This is a genomic window from Lentzea sp. NPDC036955 (assembly GCF_055608005.1).
The window spans coordinates 165,686-189,317 of sequence record NZ_JBVJRC010000001.1 but is presented as its reverse complement, the minus strand read 5'-3'; the positions used below and the strand labels follow the sequence as shown (position 1 = coordinate 189,317).

Here is a 23,632-nt window from a genome sequence, read left to right as displayed (position 1 = left end):
GGTCCACGACGTGACGGCCTCCACCATCGGACGTCGGGCGGTCCGCTGATAAGGACCTGCCGGAGAACCTGCGCGCTCGCGCAGGGTGGCCCCCCGATCCCGTTCCACGGCGGGCGATGTGGTGCGTCCGCGCAGCTCGCAATACTGCGATCGCACATTCGCCGACGTGAACGAGGAAGCCGATGCGCGACGAACGCGACTGCGACGTCCTGGTGGCGGGCGCGGGACCGACCGGTCTCTGCGCCGCCCTCATGCTCGCCCAGCACGGCGTGCGGGTGCGGGTGGTCGACGCCGGGTCGGGCCCGGTGGAACAGGCGCGTGCCGCGATCGTGCACGCCCGCACCCTGGAGCACTTCGACCGGCTCGGGGTCGCGGAGGCGGCCGTCGCCCGCGGCCTGCCGATCACCGACGTCGCGATCCACGAGGCCGGCCGGCACGTGGGCGACATGCCGCTCGCCGGTGAGGGCAGCGCGGACCAGACCCGGTTCCCCTACGCGCTCGCGCTGGAGCAGTTCGAGACCGAGCGGGTGCTCGTGGAGGCGTTGAAGGAGCACCACGTCGAGGTCGAGTGGAACACCGCCGTGGCGGACCTGGCCGACTCCGGCACCGAGGTCGCCGTGACCACCGTGCAGGGGCGCACGATCACGGCCCGCTGGCTGGTCGGCGCGGACGGGGCGAGCAGCGTGGTGCGCGGGCTCGTCGGCCAGTCGTTCGACGGCGAGACCTACGCCCAGGCGGGCATGCTCGCCGACGTCACGCTCGACGTCGACCTGGGCGTGCGGGGGATGCGGCTCAACCTGACCCGCGGCGGTTTCGTCGGCATCCTGCCGCTGGCGTCCGGGCGCTGCCGGCTCTTCGGCGTGGTGCCGCCGGAGCTGAGCCAGGCGCCTGCGCAGAAGAACCCCACGCACGAGGCCTACGCGCCGCTGCCGCCCGCGGACCTGCAGCAGTGGTTCGAGAACTACTTCAAGGTCGACGCCCGGCTCAAGGACGTCGTGTGGGCGTCGATGTTCCGGTTCCACAGCCGGATCGCCTCGAAGTTCCGCGTCGACAACGTGTTCCTCGCGGGCGACGCCGCGCACATCCACAACCCGGCCGGTGGCCAGGGCCTCAACCTCGGTGTCGGCGACGCGGTCAACCTCGCCTGGAAGCTCGCGCAGGTCGTCAACGGCGAGGCGCCCGAGTCGCTGCTCGACACCTACGAGTCGGAACGCCGCCCCATCGCGCGGACCGTCCTCAAGCGCACCGACCTCGGGTTCAAGCTGGAGACCGGGAACAGCGCGGTGGCGGTGTGGATGCGCACGCACGTGGCGACCCGCGTGGTCGGCGTGGTGTCCCGGCTGGCGCCGATCCGCCGGATGTTCTTCCACATGTTCTCGCAGCTGTGGATCAGCTACCGGGGCTCGGCCGCGGTCGGCCCCGGCACCGGGCCGCTGCGGCCGGGCGACCGCGCGCCGTACGCCGAGATCCGGCCCACCCCGGACGGGGCGAGCAGCGTGCTGGACCTGACCCACGGCGCCGGGTACCACGTGCTGCTGTTCGGCGCGCAGGGCCTCGACACCGACGGGCTGGCCGCACGGCTCGACGACCGGTACACCGCCGCGATCACCACCCACGTCATCCCGCCGGAGGAGGAGGCCGCCCACCGCGGGTACCAGGTGAACGGCCCGCTGCTGGTGCTGGTCCGGCCGGACGGGCACGTCGCCGCGGTCGCGGACCCGTCGTCGGTGCAGGGCGTGGTGGACCACCTCGACACCGTGCTGACCCGCGTGCGGTCCGCGGTCTGACCCCGCGCGGGGTCCATGCTGCGCAACCGCGTGGGATCGTTTCCACCTGGTGTTCCCGGTCCGTCCTGCTCATCAGACTGTGCCCATGACACAGAGCGAGAAGACCGACGAGTCCCGCGGCTTCACGGACCCCGAGTACTGGAACTTCATGTACGACGAGGGGACCGCGCCGTGGCTCATCGGCGGGCCGCAGCCCGCGATCGTCGAGCTGGAGCGGCAGGGCCTGGTCCGCGGCCGCGTCCTCGAACCGGGCTGCGGCTCCGGTGAGCACACCACCCTCTTCACGAAGCTCGGCTACGACTCCCTCGGCGTCGACCTGTCCCCGAGCGCCATCGCCTACGCCCGCCGCACCGCGGCCGAACGCGGCGTGCCCGAGGCGCGGTTCGAGGTCGCGAACATGCTGCGGCCGCAGGACCACCCGTTCCTGTCGGGCGGGTTCGACACGGTCGTGGACGTGGCGCTGTTCCACGGGTTCGGCGCCTACGGCGACTCGGACCACGCACAGGCGTACGCACAGGTGCTGCACTCGCTGACGAACCCCGGCGCGCTCGTGCACATCCTCGCCCACTCCAACGCCGCGCCGGGGCTGAGCTCCAGCATCGGCGAGGGCGTGATCCCCGCGGCGTTCACCGACGGCTGGGTGGTCGAGAGCGTCGAGGCCGCGAGCTACCAGGGGTTCATCACCGAGCAGATCTCCGCGGTGGCCGTGCAGCGCGGCCTGCCCGCGCACGGGCCCGTCGAGCTGGCGGCGTGGCTCGGCCGGGTCCGCAGGCTGTGACCGGTCAGGCCCTGTCGCTGGTGTCGAAACCCTGTGCCGCCACCACGTTCAGCAGCGCCAGCGCCTCGGCGTCGGGTGACCCGGCCGGTGCGCTGTAGAGCACGAGGTGCTGGTCGCTGTCGGTGAGCGCCAGCGAGTCGCAGTCGACGGTGATCCTCCCGACCAGCGGGTGCCGGAAGCTCTTGCTGAGCACGGTCGGCGACTGCACGTCGTGGCGTTCCCACCGCCGCGCGAACTCGGCGCTGCCCTCGCACAGCTCACCGACCAGATCGGAGATCACCACGTCGGCCGGGTACCGGGCGAGGGTGGCGCGCAGCTGCATGACGACGTGGTGGCGGAACTCCGTCGCGTCGGAGACCCCGTACAGCGCGGGCCCCGGTGTGAGGAACGCGCGGCGCGCGAGGTTGCGGTCCCGCGGGGCCAGGACGCGGAAGTCCTCCATCAGCGCGGCCATCAGGTCGTTGCACGCGAGCACCTCGAACGCCGCCGAGACCACCATCCCGGCCGTCTGCGGCAGCCGGTCGAGCAACGCGAGGACGCTCGGCCGGACGTCGCGCCGGTGCACCGCCGTGCGGCTGGGCGCGGTGCCCGCGAGGACGTGCAGGTGGTCGGACTCGGCGCCGGTCAGCCGCAGCGCGCCCGCGATCCCGGCGAGCACCTCGGCCGACGGGCGCGGGGCCCGTCCCTGCTCCAGGCGGACGTAGTACTCGGTGGAGATGTGCGCGAGCACCGCCACCTCCTCGCGCCGCAGGCCCGCGGTCCTGCGGCGCGGGCCGGACGGAAGACCGACGTCCTGCGGCCGGAGCCGGGCGCGCCGGCTGCGCAGGAACGTGCCGAGCTGCTGCTTGTCCATGCCCCGAGTATCCGCGCCGCGAACGGGCCCAGGGTGGTACAGCCTGTGCCTGCCTCCGGTGCGCCGGCGGCTCGACGCTGGAGCCATGACGAACTCCGACACCACTCCGGCCGGGCTGCTCACCGGCAAGGTCGTGCTCATCACCGGCGCCAGCCGCGGCATCGGCGAGGCAGCGGCCCGGCTGTTCTCCCGTGAGGGTGCCGCCGTCGTGCTGGCCGCCCGCGGAGCCGACGCCCTGGACCGCGTCGTCACCGGCATCCGCGCCGAGGGCGGTGTCGCCGACGCGGTCGTGGTGGACCTCGCCGACCGCGACAGCATCCGCGCCGCCGTCGACCGGGTCGAGCAGCTGCACGGACGGCTCGACGGCGCCTTCAACAACGGTGCGGTGGTGCAGCAGCCCGGCCCGCTCGACACGACCAGCGACGAGACGATCGACGAGCAGTTCGTGGTCAACTTCCGCGGCCACTGGACCGCGATGACCGCCGAAGCCGCCCTCATGCGCAAGAACGGCGGCGGCGCGATCGTGAACACCTCCAGCATCGGCAGCCGCCGCGCGAACCCCGTGCTGCCCGCCTACGGCGCCATGAAGCGCGCGCTCAACAGCCTCACCGAGAGCGCGGCCGTGACGTGGGGCCGGGAGGGCATCCGGGTCAACGGCATCACGCCCGGTGGCACCGAGACGGCGATGATCGACGAGTGGGAGGCGGCGACCCCCGGCGTCGTCGAGCAGCTCACCGCCACGATCCCGGTGGGCCGGATGGCGCAGCCCCGCGAGGTCGCCGAGGTGGCGGCGTGGCTGCTGAGCGACCGGGCCGCGATGGTGACCGGTGCGCTGGTGCCGGTCGACGGCGGTGCGGGCGCGTAGCCACCGCGCAATTGCGCGCACCTCGCGGTTCCGCGCTTTTAGCGGAAGCTAAAGGAATGCGGGTTCTTTTAGCTTCCGCTAAAAGCAGCAGGATGTGGCGGGCTTGATCGTGTTAGCGTTCACATTGGTTCTTGACCAGTCGCAGATCGTGCCTCAGAGTTTGCTGTGTGCGTTCGACATCTGCGGTGAAGACAGCCCGGTCTCCGGGGTCGTCGTCGAATTGTCGAACGCTCACATAGAGGCACTTTCATCACAGGGCGCGCGATGACCACTCGGCGCAAGAGGTCGCTCGGACGTTGCCCGTGCCGCAGTTCGCCCACACCTCGACGAAGAGGAGCACGCCCGTGGTCAGGACAGACCATCACCCGCCCACCGCACTTCCCCAGACCCGCAGGCGCCGTGCCGCCGGCGTCACCGCCGTGATCGGCGTGCTGCTCGGCGGGTTGCTGGTGGCGGTCAACGCGGCGCCCGTGTCGGCTGCGACCGTCGACACCACCGCCTGGTACGTGCTGGTCAACCGCAACAGCGGCAAGGCGCTGGACGTCTACAACCTCGCCACCGGTGACGGCGCGCGCATCACCCAGTGGAGCCGCAACGACGGCAACCAGCAGCAGTGGCAGTTCGTCGACTCCGGCGACGGCTACTACCGGGTGAAGTCCCGCCTGTCGAGCAAGGTGCTCGACGTCCACAACTTCTCGACCGCGGACGGCGGCAACGTCGTCCAGTGGTCGGACCTCAACGGCACCAACCAGCAGTTCCGCCTCGCTGACTCCGACGGCGGCCACGTGCGGCTGATCAACCGCAACAGCGGCAAGGCCGTCGAGGTCCAGGGCGCCTCCACCGCCGACGGCGGCAACGTCGTCCAGTACAGCGACTGGGGCGGCACCAACCAGCAGTGGCAGCTCGTGCGCGTCGGTGGCGACACCGGCCCCACCACCACGACGAGCAACAACCCCGGCCAGTGCTCCCTGCCGTCGACCTACCGCTGGTCCTCGACCGGCGCGCTGGCGCAGCCGCGGCAGGGCTGGGTGTCCCTCAAGGACTTCACCCACGTCATGATCAACGGCAAGCACTTGGTCTACAGCACCACGCACGACACCGGGACCAGCTGGGGCTCGATGAACTTCACCCCGTTCACCAACTGGTCGGACATGGGGTCGGCGAGCCAGAACGCGATGAACTCCGGCACCGTCGCGCCCACGCTGATCTACTTCGCCCCGAAGAACATCTGGGTGCTCGCCTACCAGTGGGGCGGCACCGCGTTCACCTACCGGACGTCGAGCGACCCCACCAACCCGAACGGGTGGTCGTCGCCGCAGGTGCTCTCCACGGCGAGCATCAGCGGCTCCGGCACGGGACCCATCGACCAGACGCTCATCGGTGACGGCCAGAACATGTACCTGTTCTTCGCCGGCGACAACGGCAAGATCTACCGCCAGGTCATGCCCATCGGGAACTTCCCCGGCAGCTTCGGCTCCTCCTACACGACCGTCATGAGCGACACGACGAACAACCTGTTCGAGGCGCCCGAGGTCTACAAGGTCCAGGGCCAGAACCAGTACCTGATGATCGTCGAGGCGATCGGTGCCAACGGCCGCTACTTCCGGTCGTTCACCTCCAGCAGCCTCAGCGGTTCCTGGACGCCGCAGGCGGCCACCGAGAGCCGTCCGTTCGCCGGCAAGGCGAACAGCGGTGCCACCTGGACCAACGACATCAGCCACGGTGACCTGATCCGCACCAACCCCGACCAGACCAAGACGATCGACCCCTGCAACCTGCAGCTGCTGTACCAGGGCCGCAACCCGAGCTCGGGTGGCGACTACGGCAAGCTGCCGTACCGGCCGGGTGTGCTGACGCTGCAGCGCTGACCGACCTCTTCACGAATCTGAACACCTGAATGGTTTCTCCGCCGGGCTTCCTGAGTCCGGCGGGGAAACCGTTCTCGCTATTCATGGCTCATTCCGTTCACATACCGGAATCGGTCCGCGGTTCCGGTACGTCCGCACCGGAGGCGTTCACCCGCGTCGTGCTCGCCCTGTGAACGCCTCCGTGCCCCCGCGTCAGCCGGCGGGAGGCGTGAGCACCCCGCCCGCCGCCGCGCGGATCCGCAGCGACGAGGCCGTGGCGTCGCGCACGATCCGGTCCACGTCGTAGCCGGCCAACCGGCCGCCGCGCTTCACGAACTCCCCGTCGACGAGCACGGTGTCCACGTTGGCGGGTGTGGCCGACTGCACGAGCGCGGTCTCGGGCAGCCCACCCGGCGCGATGTTGACGTCGGTGGTGCGCACCAGGACGAGGTCGGCGCGCTTGCCGACGGTGATCGACCCGGTGACGTCGCCCAGGCCCAGCGCGCGGGCGCCGTTGACCGTCGCCATCTCGATCACCCGGCGGAACCCGATCTCCGGCAGGTCCGCGGTGGGCGTGCCCTGCCACGGGATTCCCGTCGTCCAGGCCACCCGCATCGTCTCGAACGGGTCCGGCGGCGCGATGGACGTGGCGTCCGACGACAGCGACACCGGCAGCCCGGCCGCGTTCATGCGCAGCAGCGCCGCCCTCGGGTCACCGGCCGCGCCGAGGCGGAACTCCGAGTGCGGCGCCCAGCTCAGCGGCGTGGCGGTGCGCACCAGGACCTCGATGTCGCTGTCGAGCGCCGTGACGTAGTGGCACAGCAACGTCTTCGGCCCCAGCCACCCGCGCCGCTCGTAGTCGGCGGCGTCCACGATCCGCGGCGGCGACTGGCCCGCGTGCACCGACACCGGCAGCCCGCGGCCCAGCACCGCGTCCATGTCGGCGAAGAAAGCGCTCTCATCGCTCTGCGACAGCCCGCGCACGCTGACCCCGAGGTGCACGCGCCCGTCGAACGCGGTGCCACCCGCGAAGTACTGCTGCCGCACGCGGTCCACGTCGGTCAGGTCCACCGGCACGTCCCGCGGCATCTGGTCCACGTGGCCGTAGGAGAACCGAGCGCGCAGCAGCCCGTCGCGGTGCGCCCGCAGCTCGGCGTCGGCGTGCGCGGGGGAACGCGTGTTGTTGCACCAGTTGTGGACGGTGGTGACGCCCGCGTTCGCCAGCTCGGCGAGCCCGAGCAGCACGCTGCGGTAGTGGTCGGCCGGTTCGTACAGCGCCGACGTGGCCCGCTTCGCCGCGAAGTACGGGAAGCCGTCGGCCACGAAGTTGCGGCCCAGCGCGCTCCACATGTGGTGGTGGGTGTTGACGAACCCCGGCGCGACGATCATGCCGGTCGCGTCGACGACCTGCGCGTCCGGTGCCTTCAGGCCGAGGCCGACCGCGGCGATCCGGCCGTTCTCGACGAGCACGTCACCGCGGGGCAGCACGCCGAGCGCGGGGTCGACGGTGACCACCGCGCCGCCCCTGATCAGCAGGCGGCCCCGGTGCGGGCCGGGGCCGGCGGGTGTTGTCGCCGGCTCGGTGGCCGCTGCCGTCGCGGAACCCGTCGCGGAAGCCGTCGCGGACATGGCGAGTGCGGCACCCAGGGACTTGGTGAGCGTCCTGCGGTTGATCATGGGACCTCCAGGGCTGGGACTCGGACGAGTCATGCTCACCTGGGACTTCCGCCCCTGTCACCGTGCTGCCGCGGCCGCTGGACCAGGCGGTGGAAGGCGCTTACCGCGCCTGGTCCAGCCGGCGTGCCCCGCTCACCGAGCCTCGTGCAGCGGCCGGATGTGCCGTTCGGCGTGGGCGGTCAACGCCTCCACCTGGGGCCGTGCCGCGTCGAGCCGCGCCTCGGGACTCGACTGGCGGGCGATGATCTGGTCCACGTTGGCCCGCGTCACCAGCAGCCCCGGCGCCACGAACCAGCCCTCCGGCAGCGGGCGGCCGTTCTTCGCGTGCGCGGCGAGCAGCCAGCCGGCCACCGCGCCCTTCACGAAGTGCTCCGCCGACACCGACGCGAACAGGTGCCCGTCCTTGACGCCCTGCAGCGCCTTCGGGTCCACGCTGAACGCACCGGCCAGCCACCGCGCGCCCCTGGCGGCGTGCACGGCGGCGAGGTTCACCGCGTCGACGTCGCCGGCGCCGAGGAACGCGAGCGCGTCCGGGTTCGCGTCCACGACCCGCTGCCAGGTCGCGAGGTTCGCCTGCGCGTCCCTGCCGGTGTCGAGCGGGCCCATCACCCGCAGCTTCGGCAGCCGTTCGGTGAGCCGGGCCCGCATGCCGGCCGACCGCTGGTCCAGCGCGGGCATCGCGGGGGAGTTGCTGCCGATCACCACGGTGCCCGCGGCGTCGGGCGGGAGCCGCTCCACGGCGGCGTCGGCGAGCAGCTGGCCCATGTCGTAGCTGTCGTTCTCGATGAGCAGCTCGACGTCGGCGCCCGGCGCGATCTGGCCGCCGGCGACCGCGATCACCGGGATGTCCTGCTCGACCAGCCGCGCCATCGGCCCCGCGAGCAGCTCCGGTGCCACCGCGGACACCCCGATGCCGCCCCTGGCCCGCGTGGCGAGGTCCCTGAGCAGCTCGACCTGGCGCAGGCCGTCGTGCGTGGCCGGGCCGGTGGTCTCGGTCCGCACGCCACCGACCAGCTGCGCGCCCGCGGTGAACCCGTCGCTCATCTCGCGGGAGAAGTCGCGCGAGGTGTTCTGCGACAGGAAACCGATGGTCGGCGGATCATCGGACGTCTGCCCGGTCGTGCACCCGCTCACCACCAGTGCGAGGGTGAGAACCGCTGCCGGCAGGGCACGGGCAGGCGAAAGCATTGGTGAGCCCCATCGTCGGGTGTGCCGAGCGCCAGACGGTAGTGGGTCGGTGCCGATCACCGCCAGTGGTCCGGAAAGCACCGTCCGCGGGTTGCGTGCCATCCTTTGGCTGCGTACCAATGAGCACTTCGCACGAGTTCCGATCGTGAGGCGCGGTGATGCTGTCCACCTGGGTCGAGGCCCGCACGACCGCGCACACGACGGTCGTGAGCCTGGTGATCGGCCTGGCCACGCTCGCGGGGATCGCGCTGTGGATGAGCCTGAGCGCCCAGCGCGCCGCCGCGCACCTGCACGAGCTCAACGAGACCAGCGACCGCTGGGGCCAGGTCGTGCAGAACGTCGACGTGGCCGACCACGCCATGTCCGACTACCTGCGTTCCGGCACGCCGGTGATGCGGCAGCCGCTGGTCAGCGCGGCCGGTGCGGCGGGGGAGAGCCTGCGGTGGCTGGGCGACAACGGCGGCGCGGCCGACGTGCGCGCCGCCGGGATCGTCGGCGACCTGTACGGCGACTACACGACGCTGCTGCGCGACGTCGTGGCCCTGGGTGACGGCGGTGACGCGACCGGTGCCGCGCTGAAGGCCGACCAGGCCGAGCTCACCGTCGTCTCGCTGCGCAAACAGCTCTCGACCGTGGTGCAGCTCAAGCGCCTGGAGACCTCCGAGTACCTCAAGCACGCCGAACACCACAACGGGCAGCTGCGGATCGCGGCGCTGGTCGCGTTCGTGGTCGACCTGGGGCTGGTCGCGCTCTGCGCGGTCGTGCTGCTCGGCCACCGCCGCAAGATCCTGCGCCAGGCCGCCAAGAGCGAGCACGAGGCCTCGCACGACGCGCTGACCGGCCTCGCCAACCGCACGTTGCTGACGCAGCGGACCGAACAGGCGATCAGCAGGGCAGCGGTCTCCGGTGACCCGCTCGGGTTGTTCCTGATCGACCTCAACCGCTTCAAACCGATCAACGACACCCTCGGCCACGCGTTCGGCGACCGGTTGCTCCAGCACGTCGCGACCCGGCTGACGAGCGCCGTGCGCGGGGACGACACCGTGGCGCGGCTGGGCGGCGACGAGTTCGCGGTGCTGCTGCCCGCCGTCGGCAGCACGGCGAACGCGCTGGCCGTGGCGGGCAAGGTGCACCGGGCCCTGGAGGAGGCCGTCGACCTCGACGGCCTGTCGGTGGAGGTCGGCTGCAGCATCGGCGTCGCCCTGTACCCGAGCGACTCGACCGATGCGCACGACCTGCTCAAACACGCCGACATCGCCATGTACGCGGCCAAGCGCAACCGCCTGGGCACCACGGCCTACGAACCGGGCCTGGACGAGCACAGCGCCGCCCAGCTGACCGTGATCAGCGACCTGCGCCGGGCGATCGACCAGCGCGAGCTGGTGCTGCACTACCAGCCGAAGGCCGACGTGCGCAGCGGCACGATCTGCGGCGCCGAGGTGCTGTGCCGCTGGCAGCACCCGCGGCTGGGCCTGCTCGGCCCCGACCGGTTCATCCCCGCTGCCGAGGAGACCGGCCTGATCGAACCGCTCACCCGCTACGTCCTCGACCACGCGCTCGACCAGTGCCGGCGGTGGCACGCGGCCGGGCAGGAGGTGCCGGTCTCGGTCAACGTCGGCGCCCAGTGCCTGCACGACCTCACGTTCCCCGACCAGGTCCTCGACCTGCTCGCACGGCACGACCGCCGGCCGGGCGCGCTCACCCTGGAGATCACCGAGAGCGCCATCATCGCCGACCCGCACCGCGCCACCGAGGTGCTCGGCCGGCTGCGCGAGCTCGGCGTGCGGCTGTCCATCGACGACTTCGGCACCGGCTACTCGTCGATCGCCTACCTGCGCACGATGCCGGTGCACGAGATGAAGATCGACCGGTCGTTCACCACGAACATGCGCACCGACCCCAGCAGCGGGGCGATCACCCGCTCGCTGCTCGGCCTCGCGCACAACCTGGAGCTCGAGGTCGTGGCCGAGGGCGTGGAGGACGAGGAGACCTGGTCCGCGCTGGCCGCGCTGGGGTGCGACATCGTGCAGGGCTACTGCCTGAGCCGCCCGCTGCCCGCCGACGAGTTCGCGGCCTGGCTGCGCGAGCGGACGCCCACCGGGCTGACCGTTCCGAGCGGATGACCGCGGGCGCGCACCCCGGCGTGAGGTGCGCGCCCCCGTGCCGCCTCAGCGGCGGGACCGTTCAGCGCTGGGTGGCGAGCCGGTACGCCGCCGCGCCGATCAGCTCCATCGACACCTGGAGGCGTTCGAGGCTCACGTTGGCCGCGATCGTGTCCTCCGGCGTGTGGTAGATCGGCTCCAGCAGCTGCGGACCGCCCTCGCCGCGCCAGCTGAAGTTCGCCGACGCCATGCCCTTCTCGTGGAACGGCACGTGGTCGCTGGACCCGCGGGCCACCGGGCCGTGCACGCGCGGGTCGTAGCCGAGTCGCTGAGCGGCGGCGCGGACCTCGCGCGTGGTGTTGTTGTCGGCGCCGTCGACGGACAGCAGCCAGTACGCCGTGGCCGGGTCGTGGCTGGTGGCGACCATGTCGTTCTGGAACACGCCCGAGATGCGGGCGATCTCCTCCGGCGTGAGCTGCGAGACGTAGTGGCGGGAGCCGAGCAGGCCCTGTTCCTCCGAGCCCCACAACGCGAAGCGCAGCGTCCTGCTCGTCGGCAGGTGGCGCAGCACCCGCGCGAGCTCCAGGCACAGCACCGTGCCGCTGCCGTCGTCGTTGGCGCCCGGCGAGCCCGGAACGCTGTCGTAGTGCGCGGTGACCATCACGACCCCGTTGTCGCGCCACGGGAACGTGGCCGGGCGTTCGGCGATCACGTTGTAGGACGTCAGGTTCGCGTGGTGGGTCGTGGTGATCGTCAGCTCGGCCGTGCTGCCGCGCAGGCGTTCGGTGTGCACCTGGGCGAGGCCGACCACCGGCACGGCGACGTTCTGGGTGAGGGTGGGGGAGAACGCGCTCAGCTTGCTCGCGGTCGTCGAGACGCGGCCGAGCAGAACGGCGACCGCGCCCTTCTCGATCGCGGCCAGCGTCGGCGCGGAACCGGTGGGGGCGTTGACGAACAGCGCGATCTTGCCGGTCAGGTCGGGCAACGCGCTGCCGTCGCCGACGTCGGCGACCGGTGCCGTGACCGTGACGCCGAGCGCCCCGAACCGGGACGCGCCCGCCTGCCAGCGCGCGCGGTCCACCACGACGTCGGCGAGGTACTTGTCCGGCACGGTGAACGGCTGCGTGGTCACCTGGTACCGCAGCTGCCTGAGCACCTTCACGAGGTAGTCGCGCGCCTGGTGCTCGGAGGCGGTGCCGCCGATGCGCGGGCCGATCCGGTCGCTCAGCACCCGCAGGTGCTCGAGCGCCTTGCGGGCCTTGACCTGTGCCACCACGGGGAAGTCGCCGAGGTGGAGGTCGGGCAGGTGCGAGGCGCCCGGCCGCTGCCGCGTCGCGGCCCACGCGCTCGCCGGGTTGGCCGCCACGACCGCAACACCGGCCGCCGCTGCGAGGAAGTCACGTCTGCGCATGGTGCGTCGCCCCCATCTCCCGTTGTCGACGTGAACGTACGGAGACGCCGGCGTGGAGGACAACCGACTTCCGGTGGGTCACGCGGCGTGGTCGAGCACGAGGTCCTGCACCCGTTTGCGGGCATCCGCGCGTGCCTTGCCGATGCACGCCATCAGCAACGCCGACAACACGTCGGGGTCCTGGTCGCGTGCGGCCGGGTCGAGCGCGATGCCGGTGGTGACACCGTTCGCGTCCACGGTGACGCTGACGGGTCCGGTCGACGCGCGTCCGACGACCGCGCCGAGGTCGCGCAACAGCTCGTGGTACCGCTCGCGTTCCTGCTGCGCGGCCGCCTCGGTCTGCTCCCGCCACCACGCCATCCGCCGCAGCAGCAGGTCCCGCGCGCCCACCGGGTCCGGCACCGGGACCCTCCACGTCCCGGACGCCGTCCGCAGCACGAGCGCGTCGTCCCGCGCGGTGACCTCGTCGATCCGGGCGAACGCCACGCCGGCGTCGACTCCCGCTGCCCGCCAGTCGAGCCGGTCGGTGCCGATCACGACCCGCGTCCCGCCGCCGGTCAGCACGAGCGGGAACGCCGTCGCACCGAGCTCCACGACCGGTGTCGCGAGCAACGACCGCTTCGCCAGCCGCGCCAGCCACCCGGCCGAGCCCGCCCCGAGCACGCCCGCCGCGCACAGCGCCTTCACCGCGACCGCCGCACCCGGGCTGAGCCGCAACGCGATCCCCGATCCCGGCAGCACGCCGAGCACCACCTGCGCCCCGGTCATCAGCGTGGTCGCGGGCAACCACGAGTGCGGGTCGCTCAACCCGTTGCGCCGCAACCACGACAGCAACGCCCAAGCGCACGCGGCCGCCGCCACCGCCGGGATCGCCGACCACCACGGCATGATCCGCTGCCCGGCCGACGTCATCCCGGCCAGCACGACGCACACGACACCGATCGCGGCGGGCAGCACACCCGCGGAGAACAGCAGCAACGTCCGGGTCCGCCGCCAGCGCCCGGCCAGCGCGCGCACGACCTGCGGGTCGTTGCTCAGGGGGACGGCGTGCGGGATCAGAGTCATCGTGCGCACCCCTCGTCAGCTCTCCGCCGCCACCTGCTGTGACGTGCGGGCCGACCAGGCTTCCCGGCGCACCTGGGGACAAATATGCCGCAAATGTCCAGATCAAGCAAGCTTTGTCCACTGTGGACGGTGTGGTGCCGGTGCGCACCACACCGTCCCGCGGGTCAGCTCGCCGCGGTCTTCTCCTCGCCCCGCAACCCGAGCAGCGCGTCCACCACGAGGAACGCCACGAGGCTGATCCCGAGCAACGGCGCGAACCACCCGACCACGACCGCGCCCACGCCGAGCGCCACGAGCGCCACCGGCGGCGCCTTGCGCCACTGCCCGCGCGGCGTCGGGCGGCCGAACCCGCGGGTCGGCCTGCGCTTCCACCACATCCGGTAGCCCATGACGACCAGCGCGACGAGCCCGCCGCCGAGCAGCAGCAGGAGCAGCTGGTTGGGCCAGCCGAACAGCACGCCCATGTGCGCGTCGATGCCCCACCGCGTCATCTTCGCCATGAACGGGAAGTCGGCGAACCGCACCGAGCTCACGACCGAGCCGTCCCGCACGGCCACCGCGTCGCCGTGGCTCGCGAGGCCCTTCTCGATCTCGGTGACCTTCCACACGCCCTCCGCGGGCAGCCCGATCTCGACCTGGCCCGCGTCGATGCCCCACCCGCGCGCGGTGGCCAGGACGGCGTCGACGTCCGCGGGGTCGGCGGCCGGCGCCTCGGTGTGCTCGCCGTGACCGGAGTGCTCACCACCGCCGGGGACCTGCAGCGCCGGGGTGGACCAGCCGAACGCCTCGCGCAGCGTGCCGATGTTCTCGCCGGCGTAGGCCGACCAGGTGAGACCGGTCGCGGACAGGAACAGCGCGCCCGCCAGCACCCACACGCCGAGCAGGCCGTGCTTGCGGATGCGCTTGCTGCCGCGGGCCCGCGTGAGCCACAGGACGAGACCGCCCAGCGCGATCACCCACAGCCAGGAGGCGGCCAGCTCGCTGTAGAGGCGGCCGGGCTCGCCGAGCGCCAGGTTGCGGTGCAGCTGGTCGAGCGTGGTGCGCAACGGCAGCACGCCGCTGGACCCGTAGACGACGAGGTCGCCGGTCACCTTCCCGGTGCCGGGGTCGACGAAGACGGCGCGGCGCTCGGACTCGCCCAGGCCCTCCTCGGCGAACAGCACGCGGGTCGTGTCACCGGGTTCGGCGGCCGGGCGTACCGCGACGAGGTCACCGGCGGGCGCGGTCGCCATCGCCGCGCTGACCTGTTCGGACAACGGGAGCTGTTGCGCGGACGCGGGAACGCGCAGCTGGTCCGAGTAGACCCACGACTCCAGCTGCGGGGTCAGCGCGTAGAGGACACCGGTCAGCGCGGCGACGAGGATGAACGGGCCGACGAGCACGCCGGCGTAGAAGTGCAGGCGCAGGAACAGTCCGCGCCAGGCGAACGAGGTCCTGGTCGCGGGCGCGGTGGCCGGCGGTGTTTCCGTGGTGGACATGGCAGAGCTCCAAGTGGGCGTGAACAGGCACCGGCCGGCGCACGAGCGCGCCGGCCTCGGGGGGTGAGGAGGAGTCAGGCCTGTTCAGCCGGGGGACCGCGCCACGACAGCACGTCCAGGACCACCGGGGCGGCCGGGACGTGCCGGTACACGGGCACGGAGAGGGGAGCCGTCGCCACGAACGGCGTCAGCTTGCGGGGCAGCAGCGAGGCGAGCGTGCGCGCCAGCCCGAGGACCGTGCGCTCGGCGACCGCCAGCGCGCCGACGACGACCGCCGTGGCCACGACGTGGGCCGCGGTCATGCGTTCGGTGCTGACGTACCCGGCGCTGACGTGGTCGTGCCGGGACGAGGCGAGCTCCAGCACGAGGTGCATCGCGAGCTGTCCGCCGCCGACGAGCGCCAGCAGCCGCGCCGGTGTGAGCTCGCGCCGTGCCAGCCCGCCCACCGCCCACGTCAGCAACGCGACGAGGGAGAAGACCAGCCCGGCATCGGGCAGGTGGCCGTCGGCGCTGGAGTGCGCGAGGACGGCCAAGGCGCCCGTGGTCACGCCGACAGCTCCGCAGCGCGCACGGCGCAGAGGAGCGGAAGGCAGGGCCATGCAGGCAGAATAGTGGCCGGAACGCGGGGGGAGGACCTCCGATCGGCCCCAGGTGAGAACGTGCACACGGACCGGTCCACAGTGAACCGGACCGCCTGCGCGTCCGTATCCCCATCAGGGCAACCGCGGTGTCGAAGCCCCGTTCGACGCGGGCCACCCGGCTGTGGCCGGCGTGGGATTCGACGCTTCGACACCCCCGCAGGCGCCTCTAGGGCGCGATGCGGGCGAGGTCCACGCGCGACTGGATGGAAAGCTTGCGGTAGATCTGCCGCAGGTGGAACCCGACGGTGTGCGGCGACACGAACATCTCGCTCGCCACCTGCCGGTTGGTCAGCCCCTGCGCCACCAGCCGGGCCACCTTCGCCTCGGTGCTGGTGAGGCTGTCCCAGCCCGTCTCCGGCCGCGCCTCGTGGTTCCAGTGCCGCCGCCGCACGCCCAGCCTGCGCAGCTTGCGCCGCACGCGGGCCGAGTCCCACTCCGCTCCCAGCTCGTCGTAGGCGGCCATCGCCCGGTTCAGCCCGGCGATGGCGCGGTCGCGGTCCTGCTCGCGCAGCAACGTCCCGGTGTCCTCGATGACCGACGCCGCCGCCCACGGGTCGCCGTAACCGTCCTCCAGACCCGCCAAGGCGCTGACATCGTTGTCGTACAACGCTCTTCCGTGCCGTGCGGCCGCGAGGACCGTGTCGAAGCCGGGGTTCTCGGCCGCGATCCGCTCGGCGGCGGTCACGACGTTCCCGGCCAGTTGCCGTTCACCGGCGGACAGCGCCGTGCGGACCGCCCACGCCGTCATCGACGGGTCCTCCAGCAGGATCTGGCGGCACTGCTCGGTGTCCGTGATCGCCCCGCGCAGCTCGTCCATGGCGGCATGTGCGCCACGGCGTGCGGAGGTGACCACGGCGGCGAGCACGCGGATGAGCGCCGTCCACGGTTGCGCGCGCTCGGCCGGTGCGCGTTCCTCCAGCCGCCGCAGGCTGTCCGCCGCCATGGCCAGATCACCGCGGCGCAGCGCCGAGATCACCAGCACCGCGCGCAGCTGCGGTTGGTACAACGGCATCTCCGCGCGTTCGGAGGCCGCCAGCCCGGCGCGCGCGTCCGCTTCCGCCGCCGCCAGCTCGCCCTTGGCGAGCAGGATCGTGGCGCGCAGGGCGAGCGGGACCGGGCTGAGCACGCCGTTGTGCTCGGCGTCGATGGCCGCGCGGGCGGTCTCGGCGGCGGCGAGCGCCTCGTCGAGCTTGCGGACCCTGGTGAGCAGCCACGCCCTGGTCCACAGCGGATCGCTCTGCCACGCGCGGGTGAGCGGGCCGCGCAGCCGCACCGCCTCGTCGACGGCGCTGATCGCCGCGTCGAGCCGGCCCTCCCGCCAGTGCGACATCGCCCGCACGTTGAGAGCGGCGGCCCGGACGTCGTCGCTGTGCGGCTCCGGCAGGTCGAGCACCCGGTCCGCGACGAGCGTGACCTTGCTCTGGTCGTTGTGCGACAACGCGTTGAGCAGCAGCAGCTCCGGGCACGGCTCGGTGGCGGGGTCGCGCAGGTCCGTGCCCGGCCGGGTGACCGACACGGCCTGGTTCGACAGGTCGTAGGCGGCCGTGGTGTCGCCGCGCAGCAGCAACGCCGTGGCGAGCCAGGTCCGCAACGGCCGGGTGAACTCGGGACCGCCGTGCAGGTGCTCGCCCAGCTGCTCGCGGGCCAGGTCCACGGCTTCGCTCAGGCACCCGAGCCGGACCAGCGCGGCCGTGGCGGTGGTGGCCAGCGCCGCGTGGTCGGCGCTGCCGGGGGTCGCGATCCGCAGCCCGCGGGTCGCGAGGGCCGACGCCGCCTGCGGTGAGGAGGCGAGCATCCGGTGCGCCGCCTCGCGGATCGTGGCGATCGCCGCGGTGTCGCCGGGCACCGTGCAGTGCACCAGGTGCACCGCGGCCGCCTCGGCCCTGGCGCGCGGGCGGGCCAGCAGCATCGTGGCGGCCTGGTGGTGCAGCATCGAGCGCAGCAGCTCGGGCACGGTGCCGAGGACCGCGCGCCACACCGGCTCGCGGTGGAACACGAACTCGTCGGCCTCGCTGCCGATCAGCCCCGCGGCCAGCGCCTCCTGCAACGGCCCCAGGAGCTGTGCGGGGCGTTCGCCGAGCATCTCGGCCAGGTCCTGCGGCGTGAACCTGCTGCCCAGCACGGCGGCGACCTGCAGCACCTCCTGCGCACGGGTGGAGAGCTCCCACAGCCGCGCCTGCGCCAGCCGCACGAACGGCCGCGGCAGCGGTGCGTCCGGCTCGGCCTCGACCGCCGCGGAGACCCCCGTCGCCCACGGCCCGCCCACGAGCCGCGCCACGTGGTCGCCGGCCACCACGCACCCCTCGCGGCGCAGGTCGAGCACCAGGTCGACGACCGCCTGCGGGGTGCCGCCGACGCTCTCGCACAACGCCACCAGGTCGTCGCTCGGCGTCGCGTCGAGCAGGTCGCCCGCGATGCCCGCGACCGCCGCACCGCTCAGCGGCGGCAACGGCCCGAGCCACTCGGTGCGGTGCCTGCGCGCCAGCACCCGCAACGCGATCCCGTTGGGGGACTCGGCGTGGTCGGTGTGCACGGCGAAGAGCCACAGCACCGGCGCCTTGTCTAGTTTGGACATCACGGCCCCCAGCGCCTGCAGCAGCGTGGAGTCGGTCCACTGCGCGTCGTCCACGGCCACCAGCACCGGTCCGCGCCGCAGGTGACCGGCGAGCTGGGCCTCGAACCGCCCGGCGAGCACGCCGACCCGGTCTTCCTCCGCCCGCCCGCCGCGCGCGTTGACCAGGGTGACGGCCCTGCCGTGACCGGTCTGCTCCGCCGCACCGTTGACGACCGCGAAGCCGCGCCTGGCCGCGGCCGACATCAGCTCCAGCAGCAGCCGGGTCTTGCCGGTTCCCGCGCCGGACTCCAGCACGACGACGTGCGCCCGCTGCTGCTCGGCGCTCTCGCGCATCAGCAGCTCGACGCGGCCGACCTCCGCCGTCCGGCCGTGCAGGGCCCACTGGGGGCCTGCGCTGTCCGGCGCCACCCCGTCCGCGAGCTCTTCGAGAATCCGACGCTCCACACTCTTCCTCCCCGACTGCGCAGATCACCTCAGGTGCGGCGTGTGCAAATAGAGGATAGGGACGACAAATGTCAGTCGGCTAGCACGTGTCTCAGTACGCCAACGGCTCATCATTCCGCCAGACGGGTGGTTGTCGTCCCTTTTCTGCATCATATCTGCAGCTCAGGACTGTGTAAAGAAAAATGTCAAAGAACCGAAACTGCCGCTTGAGACCATAACGACCTAAAGGGATCAGTAATCCGGAATTCGGGCTGCAACCGTTTTCTGGCACGTCGGGGCAGGTATGCCAATCAAGACGGAACGGGCAGAAACCGGACCTGTTCTGAAGGTTTTCGCGTGGAATTCGCGCACGAGCCACCGGCATCGGGTGAACGTTTCTGATCGGCGCGGTGGCAGGCTGCTGTCGTGATCACGTACAGCACCGACGTCGAAGATCTGACCGAAGCCGACCTGACGGGGTTCTTCGCCGGCTGGCCGAAGCCGCCGAGCCCCGCGCAGCACCTCGCGGTGCTGCGCGGCAGCTACCGTGCCGTCGTCGCACGCGTGGACCGGCAGGTCGCCGGCTTCGTGAACCTGATCAGCGACGGCGTGCTGACCGGGTTCGTCCCGTGGCTGGAGGTGCTGCCGCAGCACCAGGGCCGGGGGATCGGTGCCGAGCTGGTGCGCCGGGTCGTGGCCGAGGGCGCGCACCTGTACTCGATCGACCTCGTCTGCGACGAGGAGCTGCGGCCGTACTACGAACGCCTCGGCATGACCGCGGTCACCGGGATGATCCTGCGCAACCGCGACGCCTGCGGGTGAGCCCCGCGCCGCTCAGATCCCGTCCAGGTCCAGCACCTGCTGGTGCGGCCCGCCGGTGAACGAGCTCGCGAGCAGCCCCGCCGACCGGCACCGCCCGCACGAGACCGGCGAGGTGGTCGGCTTGAACCGGGTGAAGTCCCAGCTGCCGGTCCCGACGTGACAACCGGGACCGGGCACCTCCAGCCCGAGCCACCCCTGCAACCGCACCGCGTGCACCACGCCGGATCCGTCGAGATAACCGTTGAGCCGTCCCGCGAACCGGTCGCGCGCCTGCGCCGCGGGCTCTGCCAATGCCTCCTGCAACGCGGACATTCCGTTCATGCGTTCGATTCAACCTCACTCGCCCGTGCGCGCACGTGAACCACGCCGTCCGGGGTACGGTGCCGTTCATGAAGGCTTTCCGAGCGGCCGTCGAGGCCCGCGACACCGACGCCATGGCGGCCTGCCTGGCCGACGACGTGGTGTTCACGAGCCCCGTCGCGTTCTCCCCGTACCCCGGCAAGCCGCTGACCGCGGCGATCCTGCGCGGCGTCCTGCGGGTCTTCGAGAACTTCCGCTACGAACGCGAGATCGTCGACGGCGAGAACTCCGCGCTGGTGTTCCGCGCCGAGGTCGGCGGCAGGGAGATCCAGGGCTGCGACTTCCTGCACCTCAACGCCGACGGCCTGATCGACGAGTTCACCGTCATGGTCCGCCCGCTGTCCGCGGCCCAGGCGCTGTCCGCGGCCATGGCGGCGCAGTTCGAGCAGATCAAAGCGGAGGCCATGTCCGCGTGAGCTGCCGGGTCGCGTCGAGGGCGGTCCCGGCCCGTGCGACCAGCGCCGCCCGGTCTGATGTGGACCTCCCGGTGGTGTTCCGGTCTCAGCCGACGTCGCCGAACGCCACCCTGAGCAGCTCCAGGTCGTGCAGGTCCCGTGCGGCCGCGTCCGCCGGCCGACCAAAGCGTCGATCCCCCAGCCGCCACCGATACCACACGCCAAGGCCACGCAGCGCGTCCAGGCCCTGGCCAGAAGTCTTGCCGCCCCCTCCCTCTCCTTGCGGACGCCGGCAGAGCAAGCAGCGGGACCTCGCCGGACTCCCGCGTGATCCGCTGGCGTGGAGCGCGTGCTGGACCGCAAGCTGCCGCTCTACGGCGCTGACACCGAACGCGGCGACCTCGCTCCCTGAGTCGCACGCGTTCTCCTGCCCCCCGTTCTTCGGTGCCACGCTGGAGGGCGAGCACTTGGCCGTGGCGTCCACAGTGGACCTCAGTCGCGCGGAGGTCGCGCGGCTGGCCGAGAACGCTGTGCTGGCCTCGTTCCTGCCGAACAGCCGGAAGACCCTGCTGCTGAACGAGATCGCAGCGGTCCTCGCCGCCGCCTGAGCGCGGCCGCTGTCGCGCACCGCGTCGCCCGCTGGTCCGTTCAGTCGCCGGGCGTTGCGTTCGAAGCACCAGCACCGGCATCCGGGCGGGTCATGGACACGACCGGCGCGGGCGAGGATTGTTCAGCGCGTGGAACAGGTCGTCGAGCTGACAGATCTGGACGAGATGCAGGCGGCCCTCAGCGTCGCCTACGGCAAGATGCGCATCCACGGCGGCGATGGGCGGTCGTGGCTGCGGTTGCGCTCCCGCCGGTTCGGGCCGGTCCGGTTCGACGTCATCGACAGCTCCATCGGCTTCGAGGCCACCAGCGGGCCGCAGAGCGCCTACATCTTCGGGTACCTCGACGGTGGGCGGGCGCGGTACCGCACGAGCGGTGACTACCAGAACGTGCTGCCGGGACACCTGCTGCTGACCGGGCAGCCCGAGTTCCCGTACTCCGTCGTGGCCGAGGACCCCAAGGCCACGCTCGTGGTCGTGGACCGGGCCGTGGTCGACCGGTTCGCCGGTGGCGTGCGGTTCACCAGCTGCACGGCGGTGTCGGCGCGGGCCGCGGCGGCGTGGCGGTCGACGTGCGTGCACCTGCGCGACGAGGTGCTGCCGGCGTTCGAGGACGAACCGCTCGTCGTGGAGAACGCGACACGCCTGCTCATCGCGACCACCCTCGCGACGTTCCCGAACGTCTCCCTCGTGGACTACGGGCCGGGCCAGGCCCGTCCGCACGCGCTGAAACGCGCCATCGCGTACATCGAGTCCGAGGCGGAGAAGGACATCACCGCCGCCGACATCGCACGTGCGGCCCGCGTGTCGCTCCGGGCGATCCAGCTCGCCTTCCGGCGGCACCTCGACACCACGCCCACGGCGTACGTCCGGCGGGTGCGGCTCGCGCAGGCCCACCTCGACCTGCAGCGGCGGCAGGGCACGGTCACCGAGATCGCCGCCAGGTGGGGGTATGCCCGGCCGAGTGTCTTCGCGGCGCACTACCGGTCCGCGTACGGGGTGTCGCCGTCGCAGACGCTGAGGTCGGGCTGACGTCCTTCGTTTTGGCAGTCGGCGCCTTCGCTTCCGCTGCTAGCGCCGCACCCGCCGCTGCGGTGCAGTGGTGCGGGAGGAGGACCGATGTCCGCAGAAGCCTGTGAACCGAGCCCGTTCGCGATCAGCACCAGCCGCACGGGCGCGCACTTCGTCGCGACCTGCCGGGGCGAGGTCGACGTGACCACCTGTGACGAGTTCTTCGCCGCGGTGCTGCCCGGGATCGCCGACGGCGCCGTGGAGAGCGTGACGATCGACCTGGCCGAGGTGACGTTCCTGTCCGCCAGCGGGCTGCGCATCCTGCTCCTGCTGTTGTGCGCGGCGAACCACAACGGCAAGGACCTCACCCTGCGCCGCGCCCAGCCGCGGGTGCGGCGGGTGCTCGACCTGTTCGGCTTCACCACTTTCAAAGCCGGGCTTGTGTGGGAGGCAACCATGTCGCCGAGGACCGGCCGCAGCTAGCTTGACCAGCTATGTTGCTGCCCCTGGCGCTCGTCGCGTCGCTGCTCGTACCGGCCCCGGCGCTGCACGTCCCCGGCGCCGAACACCAGCAACTGGTCAGGCTGGCCGACCTCAGCACGGCGGGGGGCATCACCGACCCCGCCGACTGGGCAGGTCTGACCAGCGCCGCGCTGCCGGCTCCCACCCCCGTCGCCGGCATCCAGGTCGACGGCTACTTCCCGGACAGCTCGCGCACCAACACCAACCACGGCTGGAACCACGACTCGCAGTTCGTGGTGAGGCTGCCCGACCGCTGGAACGGCGGCCTGGTCGTCGCCGGCTCACCCGGTGTGCGGGAGCAGTACGCCAACGACAGGGCCATCTCCGACTGGGTCCTCGCCCGCGGCTACGCCTTCGCCGCCACCGACAAGGGCAACACCGGCGCGCAGTTCTACCGCGACGGCATGGTCGAGTGGAACCACCGCCTCACCCAGCTCACCATCGCCGCCAAGTCCGTCGTCGCGCAGCGGTACGGCCGCCCCGCCAGGCGCACCATCGCCACCGGCATCTCCAACGGCGGCTACCTCGTGCGCTGGCAGCTGGAGAACCGCCCGCACCTCTACGACGGCGGCGTCGACTGGGAGGGCACGCTGTGGACGGTCAAGGGGCCGAACCCGCTGACGTTCCTGCCGCCGGTGCTGAGGGCCTATCCCGCCTACCTGGCCGGTGACCCGCAGGCCCACGCCGCCATCGTCGCCGCGGGCTTCCCCGCGGGCACGGAGTTCCTGTGGGACTACCACCACCGCTACTACTGGGACCTGACCCAGCGCATCTACCGCGAGGAGTTCGACCCGTCCTTCGACGGCGCTCTCGAAGCGGGCACCCCGTTCTGCGCGTCCGGCACCCCGGCCTGCGACGCCGACTACGACTACGCCGCACGCCGGCGCATCGTCGGCCCCGCCATCGCCCCGGTCGCCCTGACCGGCAAGATCCACCGCCCGCTGATCACGGTCCACGGCACCCACGACGTGCTGCTGCCCATCTCCCAGGACTCCGACGTCTACGCCGCGATGACCCCGGACCGCCTGCACCGCTACTTCCGCGTCGAGCAGGGCACCCACGTCGACGGCCTGGTGGACGCCTACCCCGACCGCCTGCGCCCGCTGGCCCCGTGCCACCGCTCGGCGTTCGTGGCGCTGGAACGCTGGCTCGACGGCGTCACGCCACCCGCTTCGGCGACCCTCCCGCGCCCGGCCGACGTCTCGACGTGCCCGCTGTCATGATCTG

Annotated in this window: 20 protein-coding genes and 1 pseudogene; 11 read left to right on the top strand and 10 right to left on the bottom strand. The window is 72.2% G+C overall.

All coding sequences use genetic code 11. The annotated features are described in order from the left end of the window. The first annotated feature begins 182 nt into the window (after window positions 1-182). Window positions 183-1,787, top strand: a complete 1,605-nt coding sequence (locus tag ACZ7CF_RS00930) for an FAD-dependent monooxygenase (protein WP_470368486.1) — start codon at window positions 183-185, stop codon at window positions 1,785-1,787. 85 nt (window positions 1,788-1,872) lie between these two features. Then, the gene (locus tag ACZ7CF_RS00925) at window positions 1,873-2,565 is read left to right on the top strand and encodes a class I SAM-dependent methyltransferase (RefSeq protein WP_458433178.1); all 693 of its coding nucleotides are present in this window, start codon (window positions 1,873-1,875) and stop codon (window positions 2,563-2,565) included. Between the two features lie 4 nt (window positions 2,566-2,569). Here ACZ7CF_RS00925 and ACZ7CF_RS00920 read toward each other — a convergent pair whose 3' ends face one another. Then, entirely contained in the window at window positions 2,570-3,418 is an 849-nt protein-coding gene (locus ACZ7CF_RS00920) for a helix-turn-helix transcriptional regulator (RefSeq protein WP_458433177.1), read from the bottom strand. An 85-nt stretch (window positions 3,419-3,503) separates the two neighbouring features. Between ACZ7CF_RS00920 and ACZ7CF_RS00915 the strand changes: the two genes are divergently transcribed. Together ACZ7CF_RS00915 and ACZ7CF_RS00910 are read left to right on the top strand one after the other, a co-directional pair. Beyond that, window positions 3,504-4,283, top strand: a complete 780-nt coding sequence (locus ACZ7CF_RS00915) for an SDR family NAD(P)-dependent oxidoreductase (protein WP_360387709.1) — start codon at window positions 3,504-3,506, stop codon at window positions 4,281-4,283. 344 nt (window positions 4,284-4,627) lie between these two features. Next, window positions 4,628-6,151 (top strand): non-reducing end alpha-L-arabinofuranosidase family hydrolase, encoded by a 1,524-nt coding sequence (locus tag ACZ7CF_RS00910; protein WP_458433176.1) that lies wholly within the window; start codon window positions 4,628-4,630, stop codon window positions 6,149-6,151. A 192-nt stretch (window positions 6,152-6,343) separates the two neighbouring features. On the opposite strand, the gene ACZ7CF_RS00905 is transcribed toward ACZ7CF_RS00910, so the two are convergent. Beyond that, a complete protein-coding gene (locus ACZ7CF_RS00905) occupies window positions 6,344-7,807 on the bottom strand; it encodes an amidohydrolase family protein (RefSeq protein WP_360387712.1) in 1,464 nt (487 codons plus the stop codon). A 132-nt stretch (window positions 7,808-7,939) separates the two neighbouring features. Then, on the bottom strand, window positions 7,940-8,944 hold the full coding sequence (locus tag ACZ7CF_RS00900) for a sugar ABC transporter substrate-binding protein (RefSeq protein ID WP_360387714.1): 1,005 nt from the start codon (window positions 8,942-8,944) through the stop codon (window positions 7,940-7,942). A gap of 209 nt (window positions 8,945-9,153) precedes the next feature. On the opposite strand from ACZ7CF_RS00900, the gene ACZ7CF_RS00895 reads away from it, so the two are divergent. Next, window positions 9,154-11,118: a putative bifunctional diguanylate cyclase/phosphodiesterase gene (locus tag ACZ7CF_RS00895; protein ID WP_360388371.1), complete on the top strand. Its 1,965-nt coding sequence runs from the start codon at window positions 9,154-9,156 to the stop codon at window positions 11,116-11,118. Between the two features lie 61 nt (window positions 11,119-11,179). On the opposite strand, the gene ACZ7CF_RS00890 is transcribed toward ACZ7CF_RS00895, so the two are convergent. The 5 genes from ACZ7CF_RS00890 to ACZ7CF_RS00870 all read right to left on the bottom strand — a co-directional run bounded on the left by ACZ7CF_RS00890 (window position 11,180) and on the right by ACZ7CF_RS00870 (window position 18,711). Continuing rightward, window positions 11,180-12,508: a M28 family peptidase gene (locus ACZ7CF_RS00890; protein WP_470368485.1), complete on the bottom strand. Its 1,329-nt coding sequence runs from the start codon at window positions 12,506-12,508 to the stop codon at window positions 11,180-11,182. 78 nt (window positions 12,509-12,586) lie between these two features. Next, window positions 12,587-13,573 carry a YbaB/EbfC family nucleoid-associated protein gene (locus ACZ7CF_RS00885; RefSeq protein ID WP_470368484.1) on the bottom strand — a complete coding sequence of 329 codons (987 nt, stop codon included), beginning with the start codon at window positions 13,571-13,573 and terminating at the stop codon, window positions 12,587-12,589. 164 nt (window positions 13,574-13,737) lie between these two features. Next, a complete protein-coding gene (locus tag ACZ7CF_RS00880; protein WP_470368483.1) occupies window positions 13,738-15,051 on the bottom strand; it encodes a PepSY-associated TM helix domain-containing protein in 1,314 nt (437 codons plus the stop codon). Window positions 15,052-15,125: 74 nt separating this feature from the next. Beyond that, a complete protein-coding gene (locus tag ACZ7CF_RS00875) occupies window positions 15,126-15,650 on the bottom strand; it encodes a hypothetical protein (RefSeq protein WP_470368482.1) in 525 nt (174 codons plus the stop codon). A 208-nt stretch (window positions 15,651-15,858) separates the two neighbouring features. Beyond that, entirely contained in the window at window positions 15,859-18,711 is a 2,853-nt protein-coding gene (locus tag ACZ7CF_RS00870) for a helix-turn-helix transcriptional regulator (protein ID WP_470368481.1), read from the bottom strand. A 405-nt stretch (window positions 18,712-19,116) separates the two neighbouring features. On the opposite strand from ACZ7CF_RS00870, the gene ACZ7CF_RS00865 reads away from it, so the two are divergent. Next, window positions 19,117-19,512, top strand: a complete 396-nt coding sequence (locus ACZ7CF_RS00865; RefSeq protein WP_360387731.1) for a GNAT family N-acetyltransferase — start codon at window positions 19,117-19,119, stop codon at window positions 19,510-19,512. Between the two features lie 12 nt (window positions 19,513-19,524). Here the strand turns inward: ACZ7CF_RS00865 and ACZ7CF_RS00860 are convergent, their stop codons facing one another. Beyond that, window positions 19,525-19,833 (bottom strand): hypothetical protein, encoded by a 309-nt coding sequence (locus ACZ7CF_RS00860; protein WP_360387734.1) that lies wholly within the window; start codon window positions 19,831-19,833, stop codon window positions 19,525-19,527. A gap of 68 nt (window positions 19,834-19,901) precedes the next feature. On the opposite strand from ACZ7CF_RS00860, the gene ACZ7CF_RS00855 reads away from it, so the two are divergent. Continuing rightward, on the top strand, window positions 19,902-20,288 hold the full coding sequence (locus ACZ7CF_RS00855; protein ID WP_458433167.1) for a nuclear transport factor 2 family protein: 387 nt from the start codon (window positions 19,902-19,904) through the stop codon (window positions 20,286-20,288). A 141-nt stretch (window positions 20,289-20,429) separates the two neighbouring features. Here ACZ7CF_RS00855 and ACZ7CF_RS00850 read toward each other — a convergent pair. Next, window positions 20,430-20,498: pseudogene (locus ACZ7CF_RS00850) on the bottom strand (nucleotidyltransferase domain-containing protein); the annotation flags it as partial. Window positions 20,499-20,740: 242 nt separating this feature from the next. On the opposite strand from ACZ7CF_RS00850, the gene ACZ7CF_RS00845 reads away from it, so the two are divergent. The 4 genes from ACZ7CF_RS00845 to ACZ7CF_RS00830 all read left to right on the top strand — a co-directional run bounded on the left by ACZ7CF_RS00845 (window position 20,741) and on the right by ACZ7CF_RS00830 (window position 23,628). Then, the gene (locus ACZ7CF_RS00845) at window positions 20,741-20,875 is read left to right on the top strand and encodes a hypothetical protein (RefSeq protein WP_470368480.1); all 135 of its coding nucleotides are present in this window, start codon (window positions 20,741-20,743) and stop codon (window positions 20,873-20,875) included. A 129-nt stretch (window positions 20,876-21,004) separates the two neighbouring features. Continuing rightward, window positions 21,005-21,904: a helix-turn-helix transcriptional regulator gene (locus tag ACZ7CF_RS00840; protein WP_470368479.1), complete on the top strand. Its 900-nt coding sequence runs from the start codon at window positions 21,005-21,007 to the stop codon at window positions 21,902-21,904. Window positions 21,905-21,991: 87 nt separating this feature from the next. Further along, window positions 21,992-22,366 (top strand): STAS domain-containing protein, encoded by a 375-nt coding sequence (locus tag ACZ7CF_RS00835; RefSeq protein WP_360387743.1) that lies wholly within the window; start codon window positions 21,992-21,994, stop codon window positions 22,364-22,366. A gap of 11 nt (window positions 22,367-22,377) precedes the next feature. Next, window positions 22,378-23,628 (top strand): prolyl oligopeptidase family serine peptidase, encoded by a 1,251-nt coding sequence (locus ACZ7CF_RS00830; protein ID WP_470368478.1) that lies wholly within the window; start codon window positions 22,378-22,380, stop codon window positions 23,626-23,628. The last annotated feature ends 4 nt before the right edge of the window (window positions 23,629-23,632 follow it).

Excerpts from the sequence above, each read along its gene's own strand:
- ACZ7CF_RS00830 (WP_470368478.1), top strand. The coding sequence starts at position 22,378 with ATGTTGCTGCCCCTGGCGCTCGTCGCGTCGCTGCTCGTACCGGCCCCG.
- ACZ7CF_RS00885 (WP_470368484.1), bottom strand. The coding sequence starts at position 13,573 with ATGACTCTGATCCCGCACGCCGTCCCCCTGAGCAACGACCCGCAGGTC.
- ACZ7CF_RS00875 (WP_470368482.1), bottom strand. The coding sequence starts at position 15,650 with ATGGCCCTGCCTTCCGCTCCTCTGCGCCGTGCGCGCTGCGGAGCTGTC.
- ACZ7CF_RS00880 (WP_470368483.1), bottom strand. The coding sequence starts at position 15,051 with ATGTCCACCACGGAAACACCGCCGGCCACCGCGCCCGCGACCAGGACC.
- ACZ7CF_RS00855 (WP_458433167.1), top strand. The coding sequence starts at position 19,902 with ATGAAGGCTTTCCGAGCGGCCGTCGAGGCCCGCGACACCGACGCCATG.
- ACZ7CF_RS00920 (WP_458433177.1), bottom strand. The coding sequence starts at position 3,418 with ATGGACAAGCAGCAGCTCGGCACGTTCCTGCGCAGCCGGCGCGCCCGG.
- ACZ7CF_RS00860 (WP_360387734.1), bottom strand. The coding sequence starts at position 19,833 with ATGAACGGAATGTCCGCGTTGCAGGAGGCATTGGCAGAGCCCGCGGCG.
- ACZ7CF_RS00895 (WP_360388371.1), top strand. The coding sequence starts at position 9,154 with ATGCTGTCCACCTGGGTCGAGGCCCGCACGACCGCGCACACGACGGTC.
- ACZ7CF_RS00905 (WP_360387712.1), bottom strand. The coding sequence starts at position 7,807 with ATGATCAACCGCAGGACGCTCACCAAGTCCCTGGGTGCCGCACTCGCC.
- ACZ7CF_RS00930 (WP_470368486.1), top strand. The coding sequence starts at position 183 with ATGCGCGACGAACGCGACTGCGACGTCCTGGTGGCGGGCGCGGGACCG.
- ACZ7CF_RS00915 (WP_360387709.1), top strand. The coding sequence starts at position 3,504 with ATGACGAACTCCGACACCACTCCGGCCGGGCTGCTCACCGGCAAGGTC.
- ACZ7CF_RS00925 (WP_458433178.1), top strand. The coding sequence starts at position 1,873 with ATGACACAGAGCGAGAAGACCGACGAGTCCCGCGGCTTCACGGACCCC.
- ACZ7CF_RS00890 (WP_470368485.1), bottom strand. The coding sequence starts at position 12,508 with ATGCGCAGACGTGACTTCCTCGCAGCGGCGGCCGGTGTTGCGGTCGTG.
- ACZ7CF_RS00835 (WP_360387743.1), top strand. The coding sequence starts at position 21,992 with ATGTCCGCAGAAGCCTGTGAACCGAGCCCGTTCGCGATCAGCACCAGC.